Raw genomic sequence first — 25092 nt, forward strand, 5'->3', positions numbered from 1 at the left:
TGCGAGAGCCTCATGTCCGCGCGCCAAGAGTTTGCCAGCCACCATGCCACCTTCAACCACGTCTGGTCTTCCCTCTTGCTGGAGGAGCTCTTTCGCCTCGGCGTGCGCGACATCGCGCTGGCCTCCGGCTCCCGCTCGGCGCCGCTCACCATGGCAGCCGCCGCCCACCCCGGCTTTCGCCGCCATCTGCACTTTGACGAGCGCGGCCTCGGCTTCATGGCGCTGGGGCTGGCCAAGGGCAGCGGTCGCCCGGTCGCGGTGATCATGACCTCAGGCACCGCGGTGGCCAACCTCTGGCCGGCGGTGGCCGAGGCGCAGCTCACCGGCGTGCCGCTCATCATCCTCTCTGCCGACAGGCCGCCCGAGCTCATCGACAACGGGGCCAACCAGGCCATCGACCAGCAGGGGATCTTCGGCCACTACCCCGTCTATCAGCAAAACCTGCCGAGCCCCACCGCCACCATCCCGGCCGCCTTCGTGCTGAGCTCGGTGGATCAGGCGCTGGCCCAGCAGGCGCGCACACCGGGGCCGGTGCACTTCAACTGCATGTACCCCGAGCCGCTCTATCCGGGCGACGCCTATCTGGACTGCTCCGCCTACCTGGCCCCCCTCGGCGACTGGCTCAGCTCGTCCGAGCCCTGGAGCCCCTGGCAACTGGCGCAGGTCCCCTGCCCATGTCAGCCCGACTGGGACGAGCTGCAGGGCAAACGCGGCCTCATCGTCGCCGGCCGCATCCAGGATCCGGTCCAGGCCAAGGCGGTCGCCGCGCTGGCCGAGCGGCTCGGCTGGCCTCTGCTGGCAGACCTGCAGAGCCAGCTGCGCTTCGATGGCCGCAACCTGGTGCACGCCGATCTCGCCCTGCAACACAGCGGCTTCGTGGCCGAACTGGCCCGGGCCGAGGTGCTGCTGCAATTTGGCGCCCGCCTCATCTCCAAGCGACTCGGCCAGTTCATCAAGCAGCAGCCCTGGCAGGCATACTGGCTCATCGACCCGCAGCCAGCCCGGCTCGACCCGGACTACCGGCTGCGCCGCCGCCTGCTGTGCGAACCCGGCGCCTTTGCCGCCGCCCATCCGGTGGCGCACCCGCACCTGCCCTGGCATCGGCTGGCGGAGCGCCAGCAGTCCGTCAGCCAGCAGGTGCGCAGCGCCTGCGAGCGTTTCTCCGAACTCGGGGTGTGCCATCGCCTGAACCAGCTGATCAGGGGCCAACTGTTTGTCGGCAACAGCATGCCGGCCCGGCTGATGGACATGCTCGGCGAGGCGGGCAAGGGCCCCAGCCGGGTGATGACCAACCGCGGCGCCTCCGGCATCGACGGTCTCATCGCCACCGCCTACGGCTTCGCGCAATCGGTCCAGCCAGGCAGCAATGAGCCCACCACCCTGCTGCTCGGCGATCTCAGCGCCCTGCACGACCTCAACAGCCTGGCGCTGCTTGGCAAATCGAGCCAGCCGCTGGTGGTGATCCTGCTCAACAACGATGGCGGCAGCATCTTTCGCATGCTGCCGGTGCCGACCCAGGACGCGCTGCTGGAGACCTACTACTGCCTGCCCCACGGCCTGCACTTCGAACACGCCGCCGCCATGTTCGGCCTCCACTACCGGGCGCCGGCCACCCTCGCCGACTTTGAACGGGATTACGCCGCCGCGCTGGAAAAGGGGGTAACGCTGATTGAAATCAAGGTCCCCAGCAGCGAAGTCGCCGAGGATCTGAAGGCACTGGGAAGCGCGATCCGTGGCAGCTAGTGCCAACCAGCCGACGCTGGTGCTGCTGCACGGCCTGCTCGGCGATGCCCACGACTGGCAACCCGTGCAGGCGGTCCTGGCCGGCCTCCCCAGCCTGGCGCTGGATCTGCCGGGCCATGGCAGCAACCAGGCAGTGCGGGTAGCGGGGTTCGAGCAGGCCCATCGCTGGCTGTGCGACGAGCTGGCCGCGCGCGGCATCGGTCGCTACCAACTGGTCGGCTATTCGCTGGGTGGGCGGCTCGCCCTCTATCACGCCAGCCAGTCGCCGGTTGGACTGCAGGCCCTGCTGCTGGAGAACTGCCACCCCGGTCTGCCACCGGCAGAGCGGCCCGCCCGCCTAGCCCACGATGAGGGCTGGGCCCGGCGCTTCGAGCAGGAGCCCCTGGCCGCCGTGCTGGCCGACTGGTATCGGCAGGGGGTGTTCGCCGATCTGGGCGAGGATGCCCGCGCCCGTCAGATAGCCCGCCGCCTTGGCAACGACGGCAAGGCCGTGGCCGCCATGCTGCGCGCCACCTCCCTGGGGCTGCAGCCGGATCTCGGCCCCTGGCTGGCGCAAGGTGCGCTGCCGGTCACCTGGGTGAGCGGCAAGCGGGATCACAAATTCCATCAGCTGGCTTGCCTCATGGCGAGTCAGCATCGCAAAATCAACCACTTGGAGCTGGATGGCGGCCACAATCTGCATGCCCACCAGCCTGAGACTTTTGCCCGGCTCCTCGCGGAGTGGGTCAACCAACAACAAGAAGAGAAGCGTCATGATTGAAGCAATGACTGAAGCGGAACTCTATGCCCCCGTCGAGTGGCGTGATTGCTCCGCCGGTTACGAGGATATCCTCTATCACAAGTCCGACGATGGCATTGCCAAGATCACCATCAACCGCCCCCAGGTACGCAACGCCTTCCGCCCCCGCACCGTCAAAGAGATGCTGCAAGCGCTGGCCGATGCCCGCTACGACGATCAGGTCGGCACCATCATCCTGACCGGCTTTGGCGAGAAGGCCTTCTGCGCCGGCGGTGACCAGAAGATCCGTGGTGACTACGGTGGCTACCGCGATGACGAGGGGACTCATCACCTCAACGTGCTCGACTTCCAGCGCGACATCCGCACCTGCCCGAAACCGGTCGTTGCCATGGTGGCCGGTTATGCGGTCGGTGGCGGCCACGTGCTGCACATGATGTGCGATCTGACCATCGCCGCCGACAACGCCAAGTTTGGCCAGACCGGTCCGAAAGTGGGCTCCTTCGACGGCGGCTGGGGTGCCTCCTACATGGCGCGCATCGTCGGCCAGAAGAAGGCCCGCGAAATCTGGTTCCTCTGCCGTATGTACGATGCCAATCAAGCCCTCGACATGGGCCTGGTCAACACCGTCGTTCCGCTGGCGGAGCTGGAGCGTGAAACCGTGCGCTGGTGCCGCGAGATGCTGCAGAACAGCCCGATGGCGCTGCGCTGCCTGAAGGCCGCCCTCAACGCCGACTGCGACGGCCAGGCCGGCTTGCAGGAGCTGGCGGGGAATGCCACCATGCTGTTCTACATGACCGAAGAGGGTCAGGAAGGGCGCAACGCGTTCAACGAGAAACGCCGTCCCGACTTCTCCAAATACAAGCGGAATCCCTGATGACACTCGCTCTCTATCGCTACCAACTGCCTTTTACCCAGCCCCTGACCTTTCACGGCAAGGTGGAGGTGGCGCGAGAGGGCCTGCTGGTCCGCGTTGACGATGGCTGGGGGGAAATCGCCCCCCTGCCCGGCTTCTCCCGCGAAAGCCTGGCCGAGGCGCAAGCCGAAGCCGTCGCCTGTCTGGAACTGCTGGCTGCGGGGCAGAAGATTGCCCCGCAGCTCCCTTCAGTGCAATTCGGGCTGGACTGCGCCCGCCGCTGCTGGCCTGCCCAGACCACCCCGCTGCCGGAGCCTTATCCGCTTATCCAGGGCTCCCCCCAGGAGCTGCTCAAGCACTGGAAGAACTGGCTGCACAAGACCCCCAGCAAAGCCAAGCTGAAAGTGGCCCGCTACCCCATGCGCGACGAGCTGGCGCTGATCCGCCTGCTGTGCGACCGCATCCCTACCCTCAAGCTGGTGCTGGACGCCAACCAGGGCTGGACCCGCGAGGAGGCCTGGGCCTTCTGCGGCCATCTGGATCCAAACCGGATCGAATACCTGGAAGACCCCTGCGCCGACTTTGCCGACATCGCCTTCGTGGCCAATCGCACCGGCATGCCGGTGGCCATCGACGAGCTGCTGGCCCAGGGCAAGCCGTGGGAGCCCATCCCCCAGCTGCGCGCCCTGGTGCTCAAGCCCACCCTGCTCGGCTCCCTGGCCCACTGCGAGGCGCTGGTTGCCCGCGCTCGCGAGCTGCGCCTCAAGGTGATCGTCTCCTCCTGCTTCGAATCCGGCCTCGGCCTGAACCAGCTGTTCCATCTGGCGGGCGAATGGGCGCCGGATCAGGCCCCCGGCCTGGATACCCGGCGCTGGCTGGCCGCCGATCTGCTGGACGCGATCGGCAAACCCGACCTGAGCCTGCTGGAGCCCCTGTTTCACCGTGATTGAAGGGGCCTGCATGCCACCGCTATCTGACCATCACCACCCTCTGCAACCCTGCCCGGTGCGTCACTGGGCGAGGTCCGCCCCGGACCGCATCGCCATTCACGCCGCCGACCCGCTCACCTACCAACAGCTGGATGCCAGACTCAACGGCCTGTGCCGACAGCTGGCGCTGGCGGGCCTGCAGGCCGGTGATCGCCTCGCCGCCGTGGTGCGCGGCGCCCTGCCCGACCTGTTGCTGGCCTGGGCCTGCGTGCGCAGCGGCATCGTCTTCTGCCCACTCAATCCCGCCTTTCCATTGGCACGACAAGCGGAGCTGGCGGCCCTACTCGCCGTCAGGGCCTGCTGGTCGGCAGGCGAGATCCCGGCCGGCAACTGGCAGCCACTGCGGCTCGATTTTGCCCATGAGCTGGCAGCGGACGAGGACGACTGCATGCTGGATCCTGCCCGGCTCAACAACATGATCCTCACCTCGGGTTCCAGCGGCACGCCCAAGGCCGTGGTACACCGGCTGGCCAATCATCTAGCCTCGGCGCGGGGTTCGGCCGCCGTGATCCCGCTCGATGCCGAGTGTGGCTGGCTGCTCTCCCTGCCGCTGTTTCATGTCGGCGGTTACGCCATCCTGTTCCGGGTCTTTCTGGCGGGTGCTGCCCTGGTGCTGGACGATCGCAGCCGCCCGCTCAGGGAGCGGCTCGAGCAGCAACCCATCACCCATCTCTCCCTGGTACCGACCCAGCTCTGGCGACTGCTGGCAGAGGGCTTCGATCCCGCCAGAACCCGGCTGCGCGAGCTGCTGCTCGGCGGCGCCGCCATTCCCCAGCCCCTGGTGAACCGGCTGAGCGCCATGGGGCTGGTACCCAAGGTGAGTTACGGCCTCTCCGAGATGGGCAGCCAGGTCTGCACCGGTCGGCCATCCACCGCTGGCGTGGTGGGCAAGGCGCTGCCGGGACGGGAGGTCTGCATCCAGCAGGGGGAGATCTGCGTGCGCGGTAACACCCTGTTTGCGGGCTATTTCAAAGCAGGTGGGCTAGAGCGCCCGCTCGATGAGGCAGGCTGGTTCCACACCCGCGACAAGGGGCATTTCACCGAGGATGGCGAACTGGTGGTGGAGGGGCGGCTCGACAACCTCTTCATCTCCGGGGGCGAAAACATCCAGCCCGAGACCATAGAACAGCGGCTGGTGGATCACCCCGCCGTGGCGCAGGCGCTGGTGGTGCCGGTGCCGAGCGATGAGTGGGGGCAGAGGCCGGCCGCCTTCATCGACTGGCATGGCGAGCCGGTCCCCCCTACCGAGCTGGCGACCTGGATCCGGCAGGCCCTGCCCGGTTTCATGGTGCCGGACCAGTGGCACCCCTGGCCCGATCTGGGCGGTCACCTCAAGCCGCAGCGCAGGCAACATCAGAATATTCTTAAGACACAATAATCACTCCTGCGACAGGACTTGGCATGAAGGAGTCATCCAAATACGCACATTATTCGAAAGAAAATGCTGGCGGTGTCAAAATCCCCCTCACAGGCCCAAGTAAGTGAGAACGATTACATAAATGGCTATTTTTTTGCACGTTTTTTGAGCTGAATTAATTACCTGTAGTACCATATCCGCCATCATGCATTTCAATGGAAAGGTAACCGTTTGATAGTTAAAGGTATTGTCAATTTTGCATTATTTGAACAAAGAGTGCATGGTGGTAAAATGCTCTCCTTGGCAGTAAGGCGAGTCACACATGAGTAACAAAAATTATAAAATTGCAGAGGAGATATTTTTCTCCGCGGCAATATTCCGACTCTCTAAGGGAGAAAAGGACATCAAGCTCAGCAACAAAGAAGCCGAGCTGCTCGAAATGCTGTGTGATGAGGCAGGCAGTGTCATTCCAAGAAGCAAACTGCAAGATGCCTTGTGGCCAAACCAGGACAATACCGATACCAACCTGAACCGGCAGATCCTCTCATTGAGAAGAAAGCTGGAATCATTCGGTTTGATGGATGCGATCGATACCATTCCACGCGTGGGATATATCTTTTGTGCCCCTATTGAGGCCGCAGGAGAGACCGAAGAAGCTGCACCAAATGAAGAAACGCAAGCGGCGAATCCTTCTCATGCGCCTCAGGCCAGACGGCAATATACTCGCCGCAAATATGACCGCTATTTCAGCCCAAAGCGTATTCTGCTGTTTGCTCTGCTGCTGGTCTCACTGACTTCGCTGGCCATCGTCATCTATAACTATGCAACGGCAAATACGCTGCGTACCATCAATCTCAGCCAGATTTCCCTCTATATGACCAGTGAGACGGAAAAAGCGCTGAATGTGAAAATCGATTCGCTGACCCCCTTGATACAGCGTATTTCGCGCAAGGCGGATGAACAGGTTTCCATTCTGGTCGGTAAAGAAGCCATCAGCTATTTTTCCATCGACAATAACAGCGGGAAATTATCCGAGAATGTCTTTCTGCTGCGCAGCGGTCATCCAGTGGCGGAAGAAGTACAATGTGTGATCACCACCATGACCCAGCAGGGAGACAATGTTTCCCACAACTATTACAACAATCCAGATACCACAGTCCGTTATCACAGCAATTGCCAGGCGCCGGACAACTGGGTGGAGATGACCAGAAAGAGCAAATTCATTGTCACCATGAACAGGGAAATAGTGGTGGCAACCGTGATCGCCACCGACAATCAGGGCAAAACACTGTTCAATCTGGATTCCGTCGGGGATCTGGAGAGGGATGATGGCGACATTTCGGTCGAGGTGAAAAATACCATCGTCAATTTCATTGATCAGCAGGCACTGACCAGCAATGGCATGGTAGCGACTCTGGTAGCGGCGTTGACGCCACCCAAACAAACGGCACAATTTGTTCAGTTGCCGGGCGGCATTTACCTCTCCAATTATCTGGGTGGCGTCATCACCTGGCCCAGCCTCGGCAATTCAAAGGTCATCCAGCGCAATGACCTCTGAGTTTATTCATAAGCAACGATGAAGTTGGCAACGGCAGAATAGTCACCGGGCTGGATGTTCTTGGCCGCCAGCGCGTCCGGGTGCCCTTCCACCCGGGCAAAGAATTGCAGCTCATTGTCTGCGCTGCCGCCCAGCAAATAACCGCGGGAGGGTGTGCCCAGATCCAGGGGTGTCTGGGTCACGTCATACAAGCGGATGCCGGCGCCCTTGGCAATACCCGCGGTAAAGGCCAGCCCGCCGCTGAGCTGGGCATCCTTCGAGCCGGTAAAGGTCACCTTGGCCATGCGGAAAATTCCCGGCTTGCAGTTGGTCAGACGGATGGAGAAAGGCACCTGTTCCCCGGTACCGTTGGCATAGAGCTGCTTGACATCGACCACTCCCATCTCGACCTCCTGCTCAAGGGATTCGGGAGCGACCACACAGGGCTGGTCGATTATCCGGCCATGGAGATTGAGCTCTCCACCAAGAAGTTCAAGGTCATCAGCCGCAGCATTGACCCACAGCGGGAAAATCAGCAACCCCAAACAGCCTAAGCGCAACATATCGACTCCTACTGGAATGACGCAACAATGGTACCGGTTGCATAGAAATCACCGGCAGCGACTTCAGCACCGGCTGGACTTATCGGGGCGGCAATAAACCCCCAGTCACCGATATTTCCCTGCATGGATACTGGATACCAGTCATTCAGATTCAGTGTCGAGCCATCCAGCTGTTTGAATTTGATGCCAAGATTATTGATAACATCACCACCTTTATATCCATCTCGAGTGGTTCTGAGATAACTCTGGCTAAATGATGTGGGTTTACCAGAAATGGCGAGGTTGATTTTCAATGGCTTATCCTTATCAAATTCCCCACCACTGCACACGAAGTTAAGTGGTACTGTTTTTTCAAAATTGTTGCCATCCAACCCTGTGCCAGGCAAATCACCGAATTCGACCTCAATCGTCTGCCCTCCATTGATAGTGCACTTTTCTGGCACATACAGCACGGAGGATTTGATAACGATCCTGGACATGACTTCATTATTGAAACCGACATCTGTTTTACCCAGACGGCCAAACATTTCGACTATTTCATGGTCAGCAATGTGCACACCATTGATAATGGGCTTGCGAACGCGAAACGTCACAATTCCCTTGCTACCACTTCTAAAACCAAAATCTGCAGAGCCCTTTCTCTTGTAGCAGGTAAACCTACCCTTATTGGATTCTTCAGTAAAAGGGGCAGTCACATATGCCTGACGACTACCTTCAATCCAGATCTCAACCTTGAGATCCAAAAACTCATTTAACTTGACAAATCCACCACCAACGCTGGGTAACCCTGCACTCATTACTGCCTTGTAATAAATAGGTTGATCGATAATATCCTGATCTGGACAGAATGCCGTCCCAGGGTAAGTACCATTCAGATCCCACTTAAATTCTTTCGTTGCATTGACCTGGTTGGCTATATCTTCCTTTGTCAGTTCAATGTCATAGATTTTTGTGGCAGCCCTAACCTCACCGTTAATAGCCAGCGCCGGCATGGACAAGAACATGATACCAAGTACACCCGTACGCAATATCATCTTCATTTCTCCTTCACGGCTTTACAGGCATTGCCTGTGCACTGGTATTTGATATCCATATATCCGCCGTAGTCATTGACATAGCTGATCACAAATTCATTGCCCAGTGCTTCCGGGATGGTGACCGTCTGCTCTGACTTGGGGGCCACCATAAAAGCGGAGAAACCCTTGATGGTGGTGCGCTCCTTGCCCTGTGGATGGCCGAGGCCCACGTAGGTGATGTAGTAAGGAGTCGGGTTGTTGACCTTGAGGGCCTTGCCCTGCTTGGTGATCAGCACCTGATCCTGCCAGATGGCGCCGCGCTCGGGCAGGATGGCCTCGGGGCGGTAGAACAGCTTGATCTTGGACTGCACGGCAATCTGCATCACGTTGCTCTTCTCGCTCTTGGGCGGGATCTCGCGCAGGTTGAAGTAGTAGATGGATTCACGATCCTTGGGCAGGCTGTCGATGGCCGGCACACTGGCGATCCGCACGATGGACTTCTGGTTGGCATCCACCCGCTGTACCGGCGGCAGCACCACGAAGGGAGAAGCGATCTTCTGGCCCTGGGCATCTTCAATCCAGGCCTGCGCCAGGTAGGGCAGCTTCTGGTTCTCGTTCTTGATGTTGAGGCTGATGGACTTGGCACCGCCCGGATAGACGACACGAGTACGGTCCAGCACGATGGCAGCGCTGACGTTGAGCGAGGTCATGCCCAGCACGGCCAGACAGGTATAAGAGAGCAGCTTTTTCATCGGTATCCCATTACTTGCAAGTGAGAGTCTTCATCGACAGATCGGTTACTTGTTGCGGTGCCACTATCTTGCACTGGCGGGCGCCGCCCCAGGAGAGTTCAAACGCTTCATTCGGTTTCACCCCGGTCAGATAGACCAGGCCATCTTCATCCACCACCGAGAGTACTCGGCCGGAATCCTTGACGACGGTGGCGCCAAACGGCGGCACTGAGCCATCGGGCAGTTTGACGTTGGCCAGCAGCTTGAACCCTTCGGCCATTTCGAAGGCATTATACCCAATTGCGCCCTCGGTCAGGGTCCCCTGCTTGATGGCGTTCATCGCATCGATATCGTCGCTCAGCTGATCCACATCCACCCGGGTGTCGCTCTTGCGATAATCGGTCATGTCGCTGATCACCGCGACGCCAAAGCGGTTGGTTACGGCGCGGCCGTTGTTGAAGGAGACGCCGGAGGTCTTGTCGGTATCCACCATCATGCGGGTACCGCCACGACGGGTCGCCTGGTGCAGGGCCGCACCGTGCTGGGTCGCCGTCAGACCGCCACGCAGGCTGGCGCCGACCGAGGTGTATTCGCTCTGCACGCTGTAGGCATTGAGGCTGACCGCCCCGATGTCGCTGTTGTGGTTGTAGTAACCCCGCGCCACGGCGTGGCCGTTGCTCTGCACGCCCGCCCCCAGCTGATAGGTATCGTCGGGCCGGCTGTAATCCTGATAGGTGGCCAGATGGGTGATCTTGCCATTGGAGGACTGCACGCTGTATCCCGCGCTCTTTCTGTCTCCGATCGGCATGCTCAGGGTCAGCATGACGCTCTTGTCATCCTCGTAGTTCTCGGTCTTGGTCTTGTAGGCCGACACATAGACGGAGACATCCTTGAAGCTGCCGATGTTCACGTTCTTGTTGATGGTGAGGCCGTAGCGATCTTCGGCATCGTGCTCCCAATAAGTTCTGTGGGTGTAATCCAGATAGACAGTCAGCGCCTTGGCCGCATCCTCCGCCCAGAAGGTCTTGTTGGCGGTGATGGTATAGAGCTCCTTGTCACCCCAGGTGTTGTAGTCATCGCTCGAGGTCGTTTCGTTCTTCTCCAGCCGCTCCTTGTTGCTCAGGAACTGCGACATGGTCATGAAGTTGTGCTGGGAGAAGCGATAACCGGCGAAGGTGATCGAGCTGTTGTATTCATCAAACTGCTTGGCGTAGTTCACCCGCACCGACTGGCCAATCTTGGTCGACAGGCCCGGCAGCTTGGCGATGGATTGAGTCAGGTCAGCCGAGATGGCGCCGAAGGCATAGAGATCGCGACCGATACCCAGCCCCATGGAGTTGTATTCACCCGCAACCAGGCTGCCACCGTACAGCGACCAGGAGTTGGCCACCCCCCAGGAGAAATCACCGGTCACGAAGGCCGGGCCGTGCACATCGTGCACCGAATCCGTCTGTTCGGAAGGTGCGCCGACCGCCAGGTTGTATCGGACGTAGCCGGGGCGAGTCAGATAGGGGACGGTCGCGGTGTCTACCTGGAACGAGTTGACACTGCCATCCTGCTCCTCTACCCGCACGTCGAGGCGGCCGCGTACCGAGCTGTCCAGCCCCTGGATACGAAACGGACCGGCCGGCACGTTGGTCTCATAGAGGATGCGGCCGGACTGGGAGATGGTGACCTTGGCGTTGGTCTTGGCGATGCCGCTCACTTCTGGCGCATAGCCCTGCAGGCTCGGCGGCAGCATGCGCTCGTCATTGGCCAGGTTGACGCCGGTATAGCGGAAGCCGTCGATCAGCTGGGAGTTGAGTTGCTGCTCACCCACCGTCAGCTTGGCAGCCATATTTGGCAGCGGACGATAGGCATAGATGCGGTTCAGCTCGGAAGTGGTCCGCTCGTTGTCACCCCAGTAGGCATTGGCCTGGTAGTCGCCCCGCAGGCGCCAGGCGCCATAGTTGAACCCCAGCGTACCGTAGCTGCTGATGTTGCGGTTGGAGTAACCATCCCCTTCGTTGACCTGGGCGTTGATGTTGTAATCCAGCATCATCCCCGGGATCCCCTCATCCCATTGTTCGGGCGGAATCCAGTTGGGATCGCTGTACTTCATCCACGCCTGGGGCACGGCGATGCGCAGTAAACCGTTACCGATGTCGTTCGCGATCACCACGCCGTCCAGCGCCAGCAGGTTGGCACACTGGCCGTCGTGCCAGGTATCGATCTTGGCGATGGCCTCGTCAGTCAGCGCCAGCTTGGGGATCACCTCTTGCGGCAGGCAGGCCACCCCACCCTTTCCCTTGCCGGTATCGGTCTCGTAGAAAGGGATCTTCTGCAGGGGCAGCTTGTTCTTGTTGACCTCGATCTCGAGGTAGTAGTCGCCGGGCAGGATGTAACCTTCGTCGGCAAACTGGGAGAGGTCGATCTTGGTCCGTTCGTCCAGATCGAGCGCATCAATATTAAACTCCGTTTCTGCCCATGCGTGATTTGCCACCGCCATCAGGCCGGGCACGCATAGCATGAAAACCATTTTTGAATAATGTTTTTTTCTCACAGAGTCTGATGTTGAAACGCTCATATTTTCACTCTAGGAATTGCATAACGGTCTCACGTAATGAGGTATCTACACTAAGCAATTGGCTTGCTTACATATAATTGAGTTCAAACAGCGTCGTACTGTCTGGAAAAAACAGCTGACTGCTGGTGAGCCCCAAATTGAATTCCAGATCACTGTTGACGATATCCGAAACAATAAAGCGTTCGCCGGATACCTTGTGATATTGGCCGTTGTTGAGAATGCCCAGCTCATCGCTCATGGCACCGCGCACGGACATGGAAATAAAAGGCAGTGATGCCTCCGTCGCTCCTTCAACCTGACAGCCGCTGATTTTCAGCGTGCCCGGTTGCCGAGCCTGCAGCGGAATGCTGCGCAGCACCTCCAGCGTACAGCCCGATTCGGCCAGTCCATCCGTGAGTTCATTGGCGTGGACTGATCCCGCCATCATCACCAGCTGCAGCACCATGGCTGCCATCATTGAAGTTTTCATGATCAAGGTTCGATGTGAGGAGACAGAAGGTGTGAGGTTGTGGTGGTTCGCACCACCACAACCCTGATCACACGTTAAGGCACTCTATTACTCGTAGGAGAGAGTAAAGTTGGTCACTGCAGTGAAAGCGCCGGCTTTCAGCGGGTTGGCGGTCTGATCGGCATAACCTTTCAGCACGGCGCTGAAGGGCAGCTCGTTGTCACCGTTGACCAGGCCGAAGGCGGCAGTCGGAGTACCCAGTACGATCGGGGCACCACCCGGAGCGGTCATCTTGATACCGGCACCCGCGGCGTCACCACCACCGATAACCAGCAGGCTGGAATCTACCGGGTCTTTGGCACCGCTGAAGGTTACCTTGACGGCATCTTCCTTGTCGGAGATTTCACAGTTCAGCAGCTTGATGCTGAACGGCTTGGAGTTGGATTCGCCACCGCTGGCCAGCTCTTTGGTGCTGATCTGACCCATTTCAACTACCTGGTCAACAGACTCAGGAGCAACGGAGCAAGGAGCGTTGATGATTTCACCATTGAAGGTGACTTTGCCTGAACCAGCGCCACCGGCAGCAACAGCGGAGCCGCACAGCAACATGGAACCAACACCCATAGCAACCAGAATCTTGTTAGCTTTCATTCGTTTATACCTACATTAACGTGTGTTGTACTGCATCACTCCAATCATGCTGGAGTCACGATCTTCAGTGATGCCGCGATATACTGCACAGCAACTGCTGGTGCTCAACCTCTCATTAAGCCGGTGAGGGGTCATGCCAATAATCAGCTGTGCCTTTTAAGGTCTATTTAAATAAGCAAAAGCAGCACACCGCATCAGGGGCAGTTCCCGCTACACCTCAACCGCACAACTACATACATCCTTGTCGTCTGTGCAGAAAGCCGTGTTCCGCTTTTGCTTGATGGACAAATTAACGACTCATATGATGCACATCAAATACATTTTGATTTTTATAAATTTAGTTATAAACACTTATAAAACAACCACTTAAAATCAGACTGGAACATTGCCGAACGCCATGAAATAAATAACGCTCATATAGCAAACACCCATTGCATAATTTGAAATCGGATATTTTTAATCACTTAACAAACATTAACAAAAACACAACAAAATAATGTTTTAGCAGTATTTTAGGCGATCCTAAAAATACCCATAAAGCAATAGTCACAACGGCTCACTCATATCGCCAGGTAATCAGGTAATCAGGTAATCAGGTAATCAGGTAATCAGGTAATCAGGTAATCAGGTAATCACTTTAACCCATTAGGCATGGAGGAAAGTTGATATCTCTGCTGTTGCCACCTTCCTGTGTGACCCTGGTTTTAATTAACCAGATGCCAGCCATGTATTTTCACCACAGAATAAGGCTTCGTCGAAAACCAGTAGCCAATAGTGATGAACAAGATTGGATATATACCGCCTAATATGGGCCAGACCATATATTTCCTGTCACGGTCATATATAAAATTTTATTTGTGACTGATATCCCATACTTTTTTATGGCGATTGATTTCTCAAAGTGGGGTGTTATCATCTAAACATAGAGTAAAGGGCAAACCGGTCGAAAGGTCGGGACGCAAAGCCACCGGTCTAAGGGTTCATAACCTAAGACAGCGGAGCTGCCATCTGAGAAGAGCGATGTCATCAGTTGTATCTGTGTCATTCTCTTTGATTGCGTTGCCCTTTTCGTACAACGACATGTGACGAAAAGGACATAAAAATGAACACTTCCACCGCTTCCGTTCGCAACAGCGCCATCCGTTTCGCTTCTTCTGCCGCCGCAGCCATGCTGCTGGGTGCTGCCTTGCTGCCTGCCACTGCCTCCGCCGCCGACGGCACCATCACCTTCACCGGTACCATCTACGAAGCTCCCTGCGACTTCGCCGACAACAGCGTGACCTGCTATTCCGGCACTCAGCGCCAGACCATGGATCTGGCCAGCCTGCAGCAAGCCGGCAGCCTCAATACCATCAGCAGCACCATGCAGTACAAGCTGTCTGCCGGTAGCAGCAACATGGCCATCGTCACTGTCAGCTACCTCTGATCGAGTCGTTCCTGCCATCTGCCCGGGGTTGTTCATTACCTCGGGTGGATCTGTTCGCCTTTTGCAGAATGAGCCACCACAGCCTCACTTAGGCTGCCATCGTTAATCACTGCTCTCCATCCACCAATCCCCCTCCCGTTTTTCTCTATTTCCATGCCAACTGCCGCCCGGCGGCTTTTCACTGCGCTACTCGGCTTTCTACGCAGGCAGATCAGCACTTTCCCTGCTTGATCCCCAGCTTGCTACTGTCGCACTCCCGCTTGGCAAAAGAACCTCAAATGAGACGTTGATCACAGTTGCCGACCTCAGACTGAGATCCCCCCCAGATGGCAGATGAGTCCTTGCTATCAACCAGGCCCCCAATGGGGCTCACTTTGTTTTGATTTAATCTAAATAAATGATTTATATGGCCTGATTGGTGGGTTGATATCCCTTTGGGGCTGACTAGATTGCACGCGTCAATCACGCAGACAATCAAGCAAAGGGATAAAAATGAACAATCTGGGTACCAGGTTGCTGCTGCTGGCAGCACCGGGCCTGTTTGCCACTTCGGCGCTGGCCAATTACTCCCCCTCCGACTGGCAACAGTATCAACTCAAAGGTGAATCCAGCCGTCAGCTGGGGGATCGTCTCACCGAAGTGACCTACGAGCTGAGCGCCCGCAGCGGCGGCGCCCCCTATCAGCAGCTGAGGGTGTATCGCCGCTTCGACTGGAGCGATGCCAACCTGGCCGCGCTGGCAGAACAGCAGTGCGGCGAGCCGCAACTCAAGATCGAGCAGGGCTGGCAGATCCGCTACCTCAGCTGTGAAGAGGTGGTACCGGCTGGCAAGGCCGTCCCGGCCAGCAGCTATGACTTTGGCTACGGCATGAAGCAGGGCCGCTGGGAGCCACTGGCAGGTACCCCGACCGCGCCGCGTCAGGATCGTCTGCCGCTGGCGGAGCGGGTCATCCTGGGTCACAGCGAGCAGGAGCTGGATCGCTGCGAGCTCAATGCCGAAGGTCGCTGCGCCGAGCAGGCATGGCAGTACCAGCCGCAAAACTGGCAGCAGTTGAAGGTGCTGGAAGAGACCCCCAATGAACGGGATGGCCGCCTCGAGCAGATCTTCTTCCGCCTGCAGCCCATCGCGGGCAGCCAGGCCGCCAAGCAGGTGAGCGAGCTGCACGTCTGGCGCCAGTACACCTGGTTGCTGGAACAGGCCAAGACCCAGCAGGAGTGCGATGAACCCCAGACCCGTCAGGAAGGGGACAAGACCATCAGCTATCGGGTGTGCCGTCAGACCCTGCCCGCCGGCAGCGAGGTGCAGGTGGTCTTGAAGGACACCGGCTATCAATACCCGGTGGGGGGCAGCGAATGGCAGACCTTGCCGGAAACAACCGAGTGGCAGGAGAGCCGGGTGCTCAACCGCCCCATCGTGCTGGCCAGCAAGGAAGAGCAACTCGACTGTCGCCGTGCCGACGGCCGCGCCTGCTCCGAGCCGGATCTGCCGGGCACCGAACAGCTGGACGCCGAAGCGGCCAAGATAGTGCAGGATGCCAGTGGCCAGCCCGCGCCGGTCTGGCAGGAGAACTATGGTCACGATGACACCAAGCTGCTGGCCGTGTCGCGCGGCATCCAGAGCCTGCTGGCGGCCAATCAGCCGGCCCATCCGGCCATGAAGCTGCTGCTGGAATACGTGCGTGCCCACAACTACCACAACTACGGCAAGCACAAGGAAGACGGCCCGGCCGCCGCCGAGGCGCTGGCCGACGCATTGACGGCGCTGGGCGCCCATCCGCTGCTCTTCCCGGAGCAGGCCAGCGACGAGGTAGGTGCCGTCATGGGTGCCTGGAGCATCGCCCTGCACGGCCAGTTCAAGAGCCCGGCAGTGCAGAGCCGCTTTGGCACCCTGCTCGGCGAGTTCAACCAGATGCTGGCCTACAGCACCCGCCATGCCAGCGAGATCAACGGTCAGCACGCCTGGGCGACCGGTCTGTTCGATCTGCTCAACTTCCTCGACTTCGCCAGCGACTACAGCGACCCCTTCGCCAACGACTTCCGCCAGCAGGATGGCGAGCTGCGCAAGCAGCTGCACGCCCTCGGCATGAGCGAGCTCGCGTTGTGGAAGGGACGGGATGGCGCCGATCTGTTCCTGCTCAACAACGTGCTGGATGCCTACACCCGCCTCTACCGGGTCGCCCGCTATACCCGCCCGGACGAGCTCGACGGCTATCGCAAACTGTTGGATGACTCCGTCATCGCACTGGTTCGCCACCACGACCTGATCCCCGGTGGCCAGCAGAGTCAGGATCTGCTGGAAGACATGTCGCTGACCCTCTCCACCTACTACCTGACCTACACGGACCGCACCAGCGAAGCCTGCATCAGCGGTGACTTCGCCGGGCTCTGCACCCCTGTCCGGGTGGAGGACGTGCTGCCGTTCGAGCACACCTGCTCGCCGACCCTGCGCCTGCGGGCCCAGGATCTGACCATGGATCAGGCCGAGGGGATCTGCCGTGAACTGGGTGCCGAAGAGCAGCAGTTCCATCAACAGATGGAAACCGGCTGGCAGCCGGTGGCGGACGATCACAACGAGGCGCTGGAACTGGTGGTCTTCAACTCCTCCGCCGACTGGAAACGCTATGGCAGTGCTCTGTTCGGCGGCGTCTCCACCGACAACGGCGGCATCTACCTCGAAGGGGATCCGGCTCGCCCCGGCAACCAGGCCCGCTTCTTCGCCTACGAGGCGGAGTGGAAGCGCCCAGCGTTCCAGGTGTGGAACCTGCGCCACGAGTACGTGCACTACCTGGACGGCCGCTTCAACCAGTACGGCAGCTTCGGCCACTACCCGCTCAACCGCACCACCTGGTGGTCGGAAGGGCTGGCGGAGTTCGTCGCCCACGGTCAGTGCTTCGCCCGCGGTCTGGACAACGTCGCCGGCCGCCCGGCCAACGATCGTCCGGCCCTGGCCGACATCCTGCATCTGGATTACGACAAGGGCGGCGAGATGGTCTACTCCTGGTCCTACACGGTGCACCGCTTCCTGAACGAGACCGGTCGCGGCGCCAGCTGGCTGGCCATGGCCCAGGCCCTGCGCAACCCGGATCAGCAGCAGGCCATGAGCGCCTTCGAAGCCGAGCTGGACCAGCTGATTGCCAATGACAGCGAGGCCTACCAGCAGTGGCTCGGCCGCGAGCTGCTGCCCTGGTGGGAAGCCAACAAGGACTCCGACGAGTGCAAGGCCAACGACTCCTCCCACTGAGGACGAGACGGGTATGACAAGGGGCGGCCATGGCCGCCCCTGCTTATGAACGATTTTAATCGGCTCAGGATCAAGCAGTTAGCCGACCTCTCCCTGCGACAACCTCTGCCCGAGTGACGTCTTCGGCGGTCATCAAGCCTGACGTACGGCGGCAACTTGTAATAGAATGACCCTCTGTCACCTCTTACTTCAGACCCGAACCGCACCGCGCATGAAGAAGTTTGCCAAGATCCTGCTCGCCTGCCTCTGCCTGTTGCTGGCCTCCGTCGCCACACTGCTGGGCTACAGCGAGTGGACCGTCTCGGACGCCCGTCACTACACCTACGACGACGTCAATGCGGTGCCCTACAACCGGGTCGCCCTGGTGCTCGGCACCTCCAAGTACCTGATTGGCGGCAGCCCGAACCACTACTTCAAATACCGGATCAAGGCCGCCGCCGAGCTCTACAACAACGGCAAGGTGGACTACATCCTGGTCTCCGGCGACAACGCCACCGTGCAGTACAACGAGCCGCGCCAGATGCGGCGAGCCCTGATCCAGGCCGGCATCCCGGCCAACGCCATCTACAGCGACTACGCCGGCTTTCGCACCCTGGACTCCATCGTGCGAGCCAAGGAGGTGTTCGGTCAGGCCCACTTCACCGTGGTCTCGCAGGCCTTTCACAACGAACGCGCCATCTTCATCGCCCGCCATTTCGGCATCGAGGCGGTCGGCTTCAACGCCGTGGATCCCAGCGCCTATCAGGGCATCAAGACCCGGGTGCGCGAGGTGTTCGCCCGCCTGATGGGGCTGCTCGACCTCTACGTGCTGGACAAGGGTCCCAAGTTCCTCGGCGAGCCCATCGTCATCGGCGGCCCGGTCCCCTGCCAGGCGTTGAGCACCATAGGGGCGAGCCAGCCCTGCCTACCCATTGCACCGCCCCCTCATAAGCCGAAGGCCAAGCCGGCAGCGGCAGTGAGCGCTGCAACCGCCACCAGTGCGGCGGCGTCAACCAGCAGTGCCCCGGCCACCAGCGCCGCCGTGCCGAGCGAGGCAACGCCCGTGGATAATCCGACTGCCGCCAGTGCGGCAACGCCAGCCAGCAGCGCCCCGGCCACCAGTGCCGCCGTGCCGAGCGAGACAACGCCCGTGGATAAACCGGCTGCCAGTGCGGCGCCGCCAACCAGCAGCGCGCTGCCCCCTCAATAGCAGAGACCCGCCAACAGGCGGGTCTCTTTCATTGGGCTCGGTATTTCCGGCGATCAGGCCAGCGCCGCCACGTAACGCCGCGCCACCTCGTTCCAGTCGATCACCTTGTAAAACGCGGCTATGTAGTCGGGACGCTTGTTCTGGTACTTGAGGTAGTAGGCGTGCTCCCACACATCCAGCCCCAAAATGGGCACCAGCCCATCCTGCAGGGGGCTGTCCTGGTTGGCGCTACTCACGACCTGCAGCTTGCCGCCCTGATCGACCACCAGCCAGGCCCAGCCGCTGCCAAAACGGCTCAGCGCCGCTTGGGTAAAGGCCTGTTTGAAGGCCTCCAACCCGCCCAGATCCCGCAGGATCGCCGCGGCCAGCTCGCCGGCCGGTTCGCCACCGCCCTGCGGGCTCATCACCTGCCAGAACAGGCTGTGGTTGGCATGACCGCCGCCGTGATTGCGCACCGCCCCCTGTACCTTGGCAGGCAGGCTGTCGAAGCGGGCAAGCAGCTCCTCCACCGGCAGCACCGCCAGCTCGGGGAGATCGGCCAGGGCAGCATTGAGGTTGTTGATATAGGTCTGATGGTGACGGCTGTGATGGATCTCCATGGTCAGCGCATCGATGTGGGGTTCCAGCGCGTCATAGGCATAGGCAAGGGCTGGCAGGGTATGGCTCATGGTCACCTCTGTTTATTGTGATTAATGCAGTTGGCGGGCGGACCCGGTCTGGCACAGGCACTGACCGAGGCAGCGGCGGATGCCGTCGTGGTTGCCGTGTTTGCGCAGGAAGGCGAGCAGCTCGGCATGGGTGCTGCGGGTGTGGCGCAGGGCAGCATCCCGCAAAGGATCGGGGCTGGCCGGCGACTGGCTGGTGGCAAGCAGGCAGTCGTGGATGTGGCACAGCAGGTCGGCAGCCCGCTCCGGCCGCGCCATGGCTACCAGCAGATCCGCCAGATTGTGGTGGGCCACCACCAGCGCGGCGACCGCCTCGTCCACGTCGGGCCAGCCGGCAAACTGCTGGCGGGCCAGCCACAGCGCCTGCTGATAGCAGGAGAGCGCCTTGCCGTGTTCACCGGCATCGAAGTGGCGATTGCCGCTCATGGTCTGCACCTTCCAGTGCACCATGCTGCTGTCGCTCTCCTCCGTCCCCACCCATCCTCTTACCCAGCTCGCCGCCATGATCCTCAACACCACAAATGATAATAATTATTATTTAACTTATGTAGGCGGCGAACACAAGGGATAGTTGTGCCGGCACCGCCAACAGCCCTGCCCATATGGGTAGGGCTTTTTTGAATCTGTCTGTTTGGTGATCATTTGCACAGATGCAAACGTCTCGCTCCGTCATGCTGGTCGGTACTGGCATGAGGCCGGTGGTTGCCGCTGCGGCAACCTTATTCACAAGGATGGACAAGATGAAAAAATGGCTATTGGTGCTGCTGTGCGCCCTGCCCATGCTGGGCCAGGCGGCAGGTTATACCCAGACCCGCTACCCCATAGTGCTGGTGCACGGCCTGTTCGGCTTCGACAAGCTGCTCGGGGTCGACTACTTCTACGGCATCCCCCAGGCACTGACCCGGGATGGCGCCCGGGTCTACGTGGCCCAGGTCTCCGCCACCCAGAGCTCGGAACTGCGCGGCGAGCAGCTGCTCAAGCAGGTGCAGCAGGTGCTGGCCATCACCGGAGCCGACAAGGTGAACCTCATCGGCCACTCCCACGGCGGCCCCACCATTCGCTACGTCGCCTCGGTCGCCCCCGAACTGGTCGCCTCCGCCACCAGTGTGGGCGGGGTCAACTACGGCTCGGAGATCGCCGATCTGGTGCGCGCCAACGTGGCACCAGGCTCGGTGGCCGAGAAGCTGGCGGTAGCCGCCGCCTCCGCCCTGTCCGGGGTCATCTCGCTGCTCTCCGGCGGTAGCCAGCTGCCGCAGGATCCCCTCGCCGCCCTCGACGCCCTCACCAGCGCCGGCGCCCAGCGCTTCAACCAGCGCTACCCGGAGGGGCTGCCCAACCAGTACTGCGGTGAAGGGCCCATGCAGGCCGCCAACGGGGTCTACTACTTCTCCTGGAGCGGGCGCGGCACCATGACAAACATCCTGGATCCGGTGGATCCGGCGCTGGCGCTGACCGGCAGCTTCTTCAAGGAGCCCAACGACGGCCTGGTCGGAGTATGCAGCAGCCACCTCGGCAAGGTGATCGGCACTGACTACCGGATGAACCACCTGGACGAGGTGAACCAGTCGTTCGGCATTCGCCACCTGTTCGAGACCGACCCGATCAGCCTCTATCGCCAGCACGCCAACCGTCTGCAGAGACTGGGGTTATGAACAAGGCATGGCTGATGGCCGCTCCGCTGGGTGCGGCCCTGCTGCTGGGCGGCTGGCAGCTGTGGCCCGCCCCGAACTCCACCCCAGCCGCTCCCCCGGTGGACGAGGCCGGGTCGAGCCCCCCCCTGGCTAGGCAGGTAACCTCCTCGCCCGATGAGAACTCACTGCAGGCCCGCTATGAAGCCTTTCTCGCCGCCGAAGGCAGCCTGACGGTGCCGACCGATCCGGGCCTGGCCAGCCTGCAGGTGCTGTTCGACGAGCGCGAGCAGTTGCGCCAGCAGAGCTTCACCCCGGCCGAGCAGGAGCAGCTGTTTGCCGAAGAGCGGCTGATGGAGCAGTGGACCCTGCGCCGCAAGGCGCTGGCGGAGGCTGGCGATGCCGACAAGCCGCTGCTGGCGAGCGAGCTCGAGCTCTGGCTGGCGGAGCAGCCCCAGTGGTTTCGGGAGGCGGAGGCCAACAGCCGCCTGCTCGGCGACCTGCAGAGTCTGGAGCGGCTGCCGGCGGCCGAGCGTGATGCCGTGCTGCGCGAGCAGCTGGGGCCGGAGGCGGCGGACCGGCTGCACCAGTTGACGCAAAGCCAGCAGGGGTTCGAGCAACAGCTGGCCGGCTATCTGGCCGAACTCAAGCCCCTGCCCGCCGAGCGGCGGGCCGAACAGCAGCCGGAGATCCTGGCGCGCTGGTTCGAGCCCGACCAGTGGCGACGGGTGGAAGCCCTCACCCGGCTCAGGCTGGGCGAGCCGTCACCGCAATAAAAAGGGGGCCCGAATCTGGGCCCCCTCGCTTTGCTACTACCGTACTTACAGCGGCTTGTTGGCCCCCGGCAGCGGCAGCCAGGTGAGGCGGGTCACCTGGGGTCCCTGCACCTCGCACTTGAGACTCAGATCCTGCCACCCCTTCTCCTGGCGCAGGGAGACTTCGCCCTCGATGCCCTCGGCGCGGGTCTTGAGCTTGGCCTGCTCGAAGGTCACCTTGTCACCCCCGGCCAGCGCCAGCAGCTTGCCGTTGCAGAGCCAGTGGGCCAGCTCCGCCCCCTTGAGCTTGACACCCCCCTTGGCCGCCTTCTGTTCGGCGGCGCTCGGTGCAAACAGCTGACCCAGCTCGGCCGCCCGTTTGGTGAGCCAGACTTCCCGCTGCTGCATGCTCATCTTGCTGACGAACTCGGCGGGCTGCCCCTTCTCGTCCAGCCACTGGGTCAGCTTGCCACTGTCGTCAAAGGCGAACTGGGCGGCGGGCTCCTTCACCCCGAACAGCTTGCCGCCCTTGAAGTAGTAGCGGCTCTCCCCTTCCAGCTTGCCCTGCTCGTTCATGATGGGCACGGCGATGATGACGGGAGCGCCATCCACCCAGGCCTTGATGTCGACGCCATCGTGGCTGAACAGACGGGTATCGAGGGCGCTCTCGGCCCCCTTTTCCATCAGGGAGAACTGCTCGGCGAGGGAGGCCGCCACGGAAGGCAGGGAGCAGAGCCCCAGTCCCAAGCCGAGGCTCAGGGCGATCACGGTATTGCGCATAAGTGTCCTGTGATTGGCCGGTGGGCCAAGGTTAGCTTTCTATCAGCCAGGCCCGCAGCCCCTCCCGGTGGCGATCGCTCAGGGGGATGGACTGGCGGGACTGGTAGTCAAAATGGATCAGGGTGGTTTCGGCGGTCACCGCCAGCTCGTCCCCCTGCCAGGCTTCCTGCCAGAGCGTGAAGGAGCTGGAGCCGATGCGGCGGACCCCGGTTTTGATCAATACCTGCTGGCCGTAGAACAGCTCCCGTTTGAACTGCACCGTGTAGCCCGCGATGATCAGATGCCAGTTGTGCACATCCAGCTCGGGGGAGAAGATGCGAAACAGCGGGTCGCGGGCCGATTCAAACCAGACCGCCGGCACCGTGTTGTTGATGTGGCCGAGGGCATCGGTCTCTTGAAAACGGGGTTGGATCTGCATTTCCAGCATGGATATCGACTCCTTGTCGTTGGACCGCGCTCAGGCTAACGCGGCCCGCCTTTGGACTCAAGCTCCCCCGTCGTGTCGCCGGCGCCGACGGCCAGCTCCGGGCGCAGCCAGGCGCTGCGAAAATCGAACCAGCCGAGCGCAGTCATCCGCACCCCGTGCACGCCGACCCGGCTCTCCAGCTCCAGCCAGTGGTGAAACAGCGGCACGAACCAGCCCTGCTGCTGCACGCTTGCCAGCAGGGCGCGCGGCCCCGGCTCCTCGCCGCTGGCACGCCACTGCGTCAGCCCCTGCCACAGACGCTGCTGGCTGCCCCACACCTTGCGCAGCAGCGGAGTGCCCTGCAACCAGGCGTAGGGGGCGAAGGCATGTTCGTGCTCCAGGTTGAGGGTGCCGAGCCAGAGATCCACATCCTCGTCCGCCCCGCTCACCCAGCGGCCGTAATCCAGGGTGCGCACCTCGAGCCGGATCCCCTGCTCTGCCAGCAGGCTGCTCATGGCGTTGGCACACTCGTTGAACTCCAGGTGCTGGTTGAAGCAGGCCAGCACCAGCTGGCGCGGCAGCTGTTTCGGCGTCGGCAGCGGGGCTGGCTGCGCCTCGCGCCAGTGGGGCAAGAGGCCAAGCGCGCTGGTCCAGCCTCGCTGCAGCTCGGGGGCGACCCGCGCCATCAGGGCGATGGGGTTGAGCAGGCCGGCCAGCCACTGGCGCAGGGTAGGATCCTGCAAGGATGTGGCTCTGTCGTCCTGCAGCAGGAAGTAGCAGCCGGATTCCAGCTCGGACTCGCCGCGCATGGTGCCGAGCTCGGGGCTGTCGCGCCCCAGCTGCAGGTGGCTCTCCAGCCGCTCCGCCAGCTCCGGCAGCATCCAGATGTCGATCTCGTCGAGCAGGGCGCGCAGGCCGAAGTAGTCGTCGAATGCCTCGAGGCACAGTTGCAGCGGGTCGTTGGCGGTCACCCGGTAGGGGCCGGTGCCCACCGGTTGCAGGGCAAAGCCCGCCTCCCCCTTGAGCTCGCGCGGCAGGATGGCCGCCACCGGCTCGGCCAGCAGGTGCGGCAGCAGCGGATCCGGACTGTCGAGATGAAGATCCAGGGTGCGCGGCCAGGGGCTCTCCAGCCGCGCCAGATGGGTGAACAGCGGGCGATCCCGCAAGGCCAGCAAGCTCTCCACCACGTCCTCCACCACCAGCTCGCGGCCGTGGTGAAAGCGCACCGCCGGCCTCAGATAGAAACGCCAGTGGCAGGGGCCCAGACACTCCCAGTGGTGGGCCAGATCCCCCTCGATTTCCCCATTTTCCTCATTTCGCCGGGTCAGGCCGTTGAAGATCTGGCGGCTCAGGTGGATTTCGGAGCGGCGCAGCGGGCCGGTGGGCAGCAGGCGCGGCAGCGGCCGGTAGTAGGGCACCCGCAGGATCTGGCGCCCCTCCCGAGTGGCCTGGCCGAGCTGCTCGATCAGCAGCGGGGTGAGCAGATCGAGGCGATCTTCGGCCAGCCGTACCGCCTGCGCCAGCTGGCCCTGGCTCAGCAGATCCCGCAGCCGGCGCCGGGTCAGGCTCTCCTGGTTGTCGAGCAGGGTGAGCCGGGAGCGCCGCCCCCGCCCGGCCTCCGCCGCCCAGCTGAGCCAACCCTGATCCTGCATGCGTCGCAGCAGCAGGCGGGCGTTACGCGGGGTGCAGCAGAGCAGATCCGCCACCTCGGCGAGGCTGATCTCCCGCTCGTCACAGCCAAGCTGCTGGGCGAGCCGTTGGAATTGCTGGTAAAGGCGGCTGGTGGGCATAAAAGAGGAAATCCTGTTGC

Annotated in this window: 22 protein-coding genes and 1 riboswitch; of the genes, 11 read left to right on the plus strand and 11 right to left on the minus strand. The window is 61.3% G+C overall.

From position 1 onward, the window contains the following. The first annotated feature begins 12 nt into the window (after window positions 1–12). The 6 genes from menD to OKC29_RS04990 all read left to right on the plus strand — a co-directional run bounded on the left by menD (window position 13) and on the right by OKC29_RS04990 (window position 7239). The gene (gene menD, locus OKC29_RS04965) at window positions 13–1743 is read left to right on the plus strand and encodes a 2-succinyl-5-enolpyruvyl-6-hydroxy-3-cyclohexene-1-carboxylic-acid synthase (protein WP_073348786.1); all 1731 of its coding nucleotides are present in this window, start codon (window positions 13–15) and stop codon (window positions 1741–1743) included. Then, entirely contained in the window at window positions 1733–2503 is a 771-nt protein-coding gene (gene menH, locus OKC29_RS04970; RefSeq protein ID WP_073348785.1) for a 2-succinyl-6-hydroxy-2,4-cyclohexadiene-1-carboxylate synthase, read from the plus strand. The genes menD and menH overlap by 11 nt, the downstream gene beginning before the upstream one ends. Further along, a complete protein-coding gene (menB, locus tag OKC29_RS04975; protein WP_073348784.1) occupies window positions 2496–3356 on the plus strand; it encodes a 1,4-dihydroxy-2-naphthoyl-CoA synthase in 861 nt (286 codons plus the stop codon). Before menH ends, menB begins: the two co-directional genes overlap by 8 nt. After that, window positions 3356–4285: an o-succinylbenzoate synthase gene (gene menC, locus OKC29_RS04980; RefSeq protein WP_073348783.1), complete on the plus strand. Its 930-nt coding sequence runs from the start codon at window positions 3356–3358 to the stop codon at window positions 4283–4285. The genes menB and menC overlap by 1 nt, the downstream gene beginning before the upstream one ends. A gap of 10 nt (window positions 4286–4295) precedes the next feature. After that, entirely contained in the window at window positions 4296–5702 is a 1407-nt protein-coding gene (locus tag OKC29_RS04985) for a 2-succinylbenzoate--CoA ligase (RefSeq protein WP_073348782.1), read from the plus strand. A 301-nt stretch (window positions 5703–6003) separates the two neighbouring features. Then, window positions 6004–7239: a winged helix-turn-helix domain-containing protein gene (locus OKC29_RS04990; protein ID WP_073348781.1), complete on the plus strand. Its 1236-nt coding sequence runs from the start codon at window positions 6004–6006 to the stop codon at window positions 7237–7239. Window positions 7240–7241: 2 nt separating this feature from the next. On the opposite strand, the gene OKC29_RS04995 is transcribed toward OKC29_RS04990, so the two are convergent. The 6 genes from OKC29_RS04995 to OKC29_RS05020 all read right to left on the minus strand — a co-directional run bounded on the left by OKC29_RS04995 (window position 7242) and on the right by OKC29_RS05020 (window position 13193). Next, window positions 7242–7781: a fimbrial protein gene (locus OKC29_RS04995; protein ID WP_073348780.1), complete on the minus strand. Its 540-nt coding sequence runs from the start codon at window positions 7779–7781 to the stop codon at window positions 7242–7244. An 8-nt stretch (window positions 7782–7789) separates the two neighbouring features. Next, a complete protein-coding gene (locus tag OKC29_RS05000; protein WP_073348779.1) occupies window positions 7790–8815 on the minus strand; it encodes a fimbrial protein in 1026 nt (341 codons plus the stop codon). Window positions 8816–8817: 2 nt separating this feature from the next. Then, on the minus strand, window positions 8818–9549 hold the full coding sequence (locus OKC29_RS05005; RefSeq protein ID WP_073348778.1) for a fimbrial biogenesis chaperone: 732 nt from the start codon (window positions 9547–9549) through the stop codon (window positions 8818–8820). Window positions 9550–9559: 10 nt separating this feature from the next. After that, on the minus strand, window positions 9560–12094 hold the full coding sequence (locus tag OKC29_RS05010; protein WP_044799058.1) for a fimbria/pilus outer membrane usher protein: 2535 nt from the start codon (window positions 12092–12094) through the stop codon (window positions 9560–9562). A 67-nt stretch (window positions 12095–12161) separates the two neighbouring features. Further along, window positions 12162–12551, minus strand: coding sequence for a hypothetical protein (locus OKC29_RS05015; protein ID WP_024943668.1), 390 nt, complete (start codon window positions 12549–12551; stop codon window positions 12162–12164). A 99-nt stretch (window positions 12552–12650) separates the two neighbouring features. After that, on the minus strand, window positions 12651–13193 hold the full coding sequence (locus OKC29_RS05020; RefSeq protein ID WP_011704492.1) for a fimbrial protein: 543 nt from the start codon (window positions 13191–13193) through the stop codon (window positions 12651–12653). 923 nt (window positions 13194–14116) lie between these two features. Beyond that, window positions 14117–14202: riboswitch (cyclic di-GMP riboswitch) on the plus strand. 93 nt (window positions 14203–14295) lie between these two features. On the opposite strand from OKC29_RS05020, the gene OKC29_RS05025 reads away from it, so the two are divergent. The 3 genes from OKC29_RS05025 (at window position 14296) to OKC29_RS05035 (ending at window position 19048) form a co-directional block, all read left to right on the plus strand. Then, the gene (locus OKC29_RS05025) at window positions 14296–14619 is read left to right on the plus strand and encodes a hypothetical protein (RefSeq protein WP_042066122.1); all 324 of its coding nucleotides are present in this window, start codon (window positions 14296–14298) and stop codon (window positions 14617–14619) included. 492 nt (window positions 14620–15111) lie between these two features. After that, the gene (locus OKC29_RS05030) at window positions 15112–17859 is read left to right on the plus strand and encodes a collagenase (protein ID WP_073348775.1); all 2748 of its coding nucleotides are present in this window, start codon (window positions 15112–15114) and stop codon (window positions 17857–17859) included. 211 nt (window positions 17860–18070) lie between these two features. After that, window positions 18071–19048, plus strand: a complete 978-nt coding sequence (locus OKC29_RS05035) for a SanA/YdcF family protein (RefSeq protein ID WP_162275591.1) — start codon at window positions 18071–18073, stop codon at window positions 19046–19048. Between the two features lie 53 nt (window positions 19049–19101). On the opposite strand, the gene OKC29_RS05040 is transcribed toward OKC29_RS05035, so the two are convergent. After that, complete coding sequence (locus OKC29_RS05040) at window positions 19102–19716, minus strand: superoxide dismutase (protein ID WP_073348773.1); 615 nt, start codon at window positions 19714–19716, stop codon at window positions 19102–19104. Between the two features lie 21 nt (window positions 19717–19737). Beyond that, window positions 19738–20163, minus strand: a complete 426-nt coding sequence (locus tag OKC29_RS05045; RefSeq protein WP_043125593.1) for a hypothetical protein — start codon at window positions 20161–20163, stop codon at window positions 19738–19740. 290 nt (window positions 20164–20453) lie between these two features. Between OKC29_RS05045 and OKC29_RS05050 the strand changes: the two genes are divergently transcribed. Both OKC29_RS05050 and OKC29_RS05055 read left to right on the plus strand, forming a co-directional pair. Further along, on the plus strand, window positions 20454–21365 hold the full coding sequence (locus OKC29_RS05050; protein ID WP_162275590.1) for a lipase family alpha/beta hydrolase: 912 nt from the start codon (window positions 20454–20456) through the stop codon (window positions 21363–21365). Then, window positions 21362–22117 (plus strand): lipase secretion chaperone, encoded by a 756-nt coding sequence (locus tag OKC29_RS05055; RefSeq protein ID WP_073348771.1) that lies wholly within the window; start codon window positions 21362–21364, stop codon window positions 22115–22117. The genes OKC29_RS05050 and OKC29_RS05055 overlap by 4 nt, the downstream gene beginning before the upstream one ends. 45 nt (window positions 22118–22162) lie before the next feature. On the opposite strand, the gene OKC29_RS05060 is transcribed toward OKC29_RS05055, so the two are convergent. Genes OKC29_RS05060 through sgrR form a run of 3 tightly spaced genes read right to left on the minus strand, consistent with a single transcriptional unit; the run spans window position 22163 to window position 25072 of the window. Continuing rightward, on the minus strand, window positions 22163–22876 hold the full coding sequence (locus tag OKC29_RS05060) for a hypothetical protein (protein WP_073348770.1): 714 nt from the start codon (window positions 22874–22876) through the stop codon (window positions 22163–22165). Window positions 22877–22907: 31 nt separating this feature from the next. Beyond that, on the minus strand, window positions 22908–23303 hold the full coding sequence (locus OKC29_RS05065) for an acyl-CoA thioesterase (protein ID WP_011704482.1): 396 nt from the start codon (window positions 23301–23303) through the stop codon (window positions 22908–22910). 35 nt (window positions 23304–23338) lie between these two features. Next, a complete protein-coding gene (gene sgrR / locus OKC29_RS05070) occupies window positions 23339–25072 on the minus strand; it encodes an HTH-type transcriptional regulator SgrR (protein WP_162275589.1) in 1734 nt (577 codons plus the stop codon). Window positions 25073–25092: the final 20 nt, after the last annotated feature.

This window comes from Aeromonas sp. QDB34, from assembly GCF_027705405.1.
In the GTDB taxonomy this organism is placed as follows: domain Bacteria; phylum Pseudomonadota; class Gammaproteobacteria; order Enterobacterales; family Aeromonadaceae; genus Aeromonas; species Aeromonas hydrophila.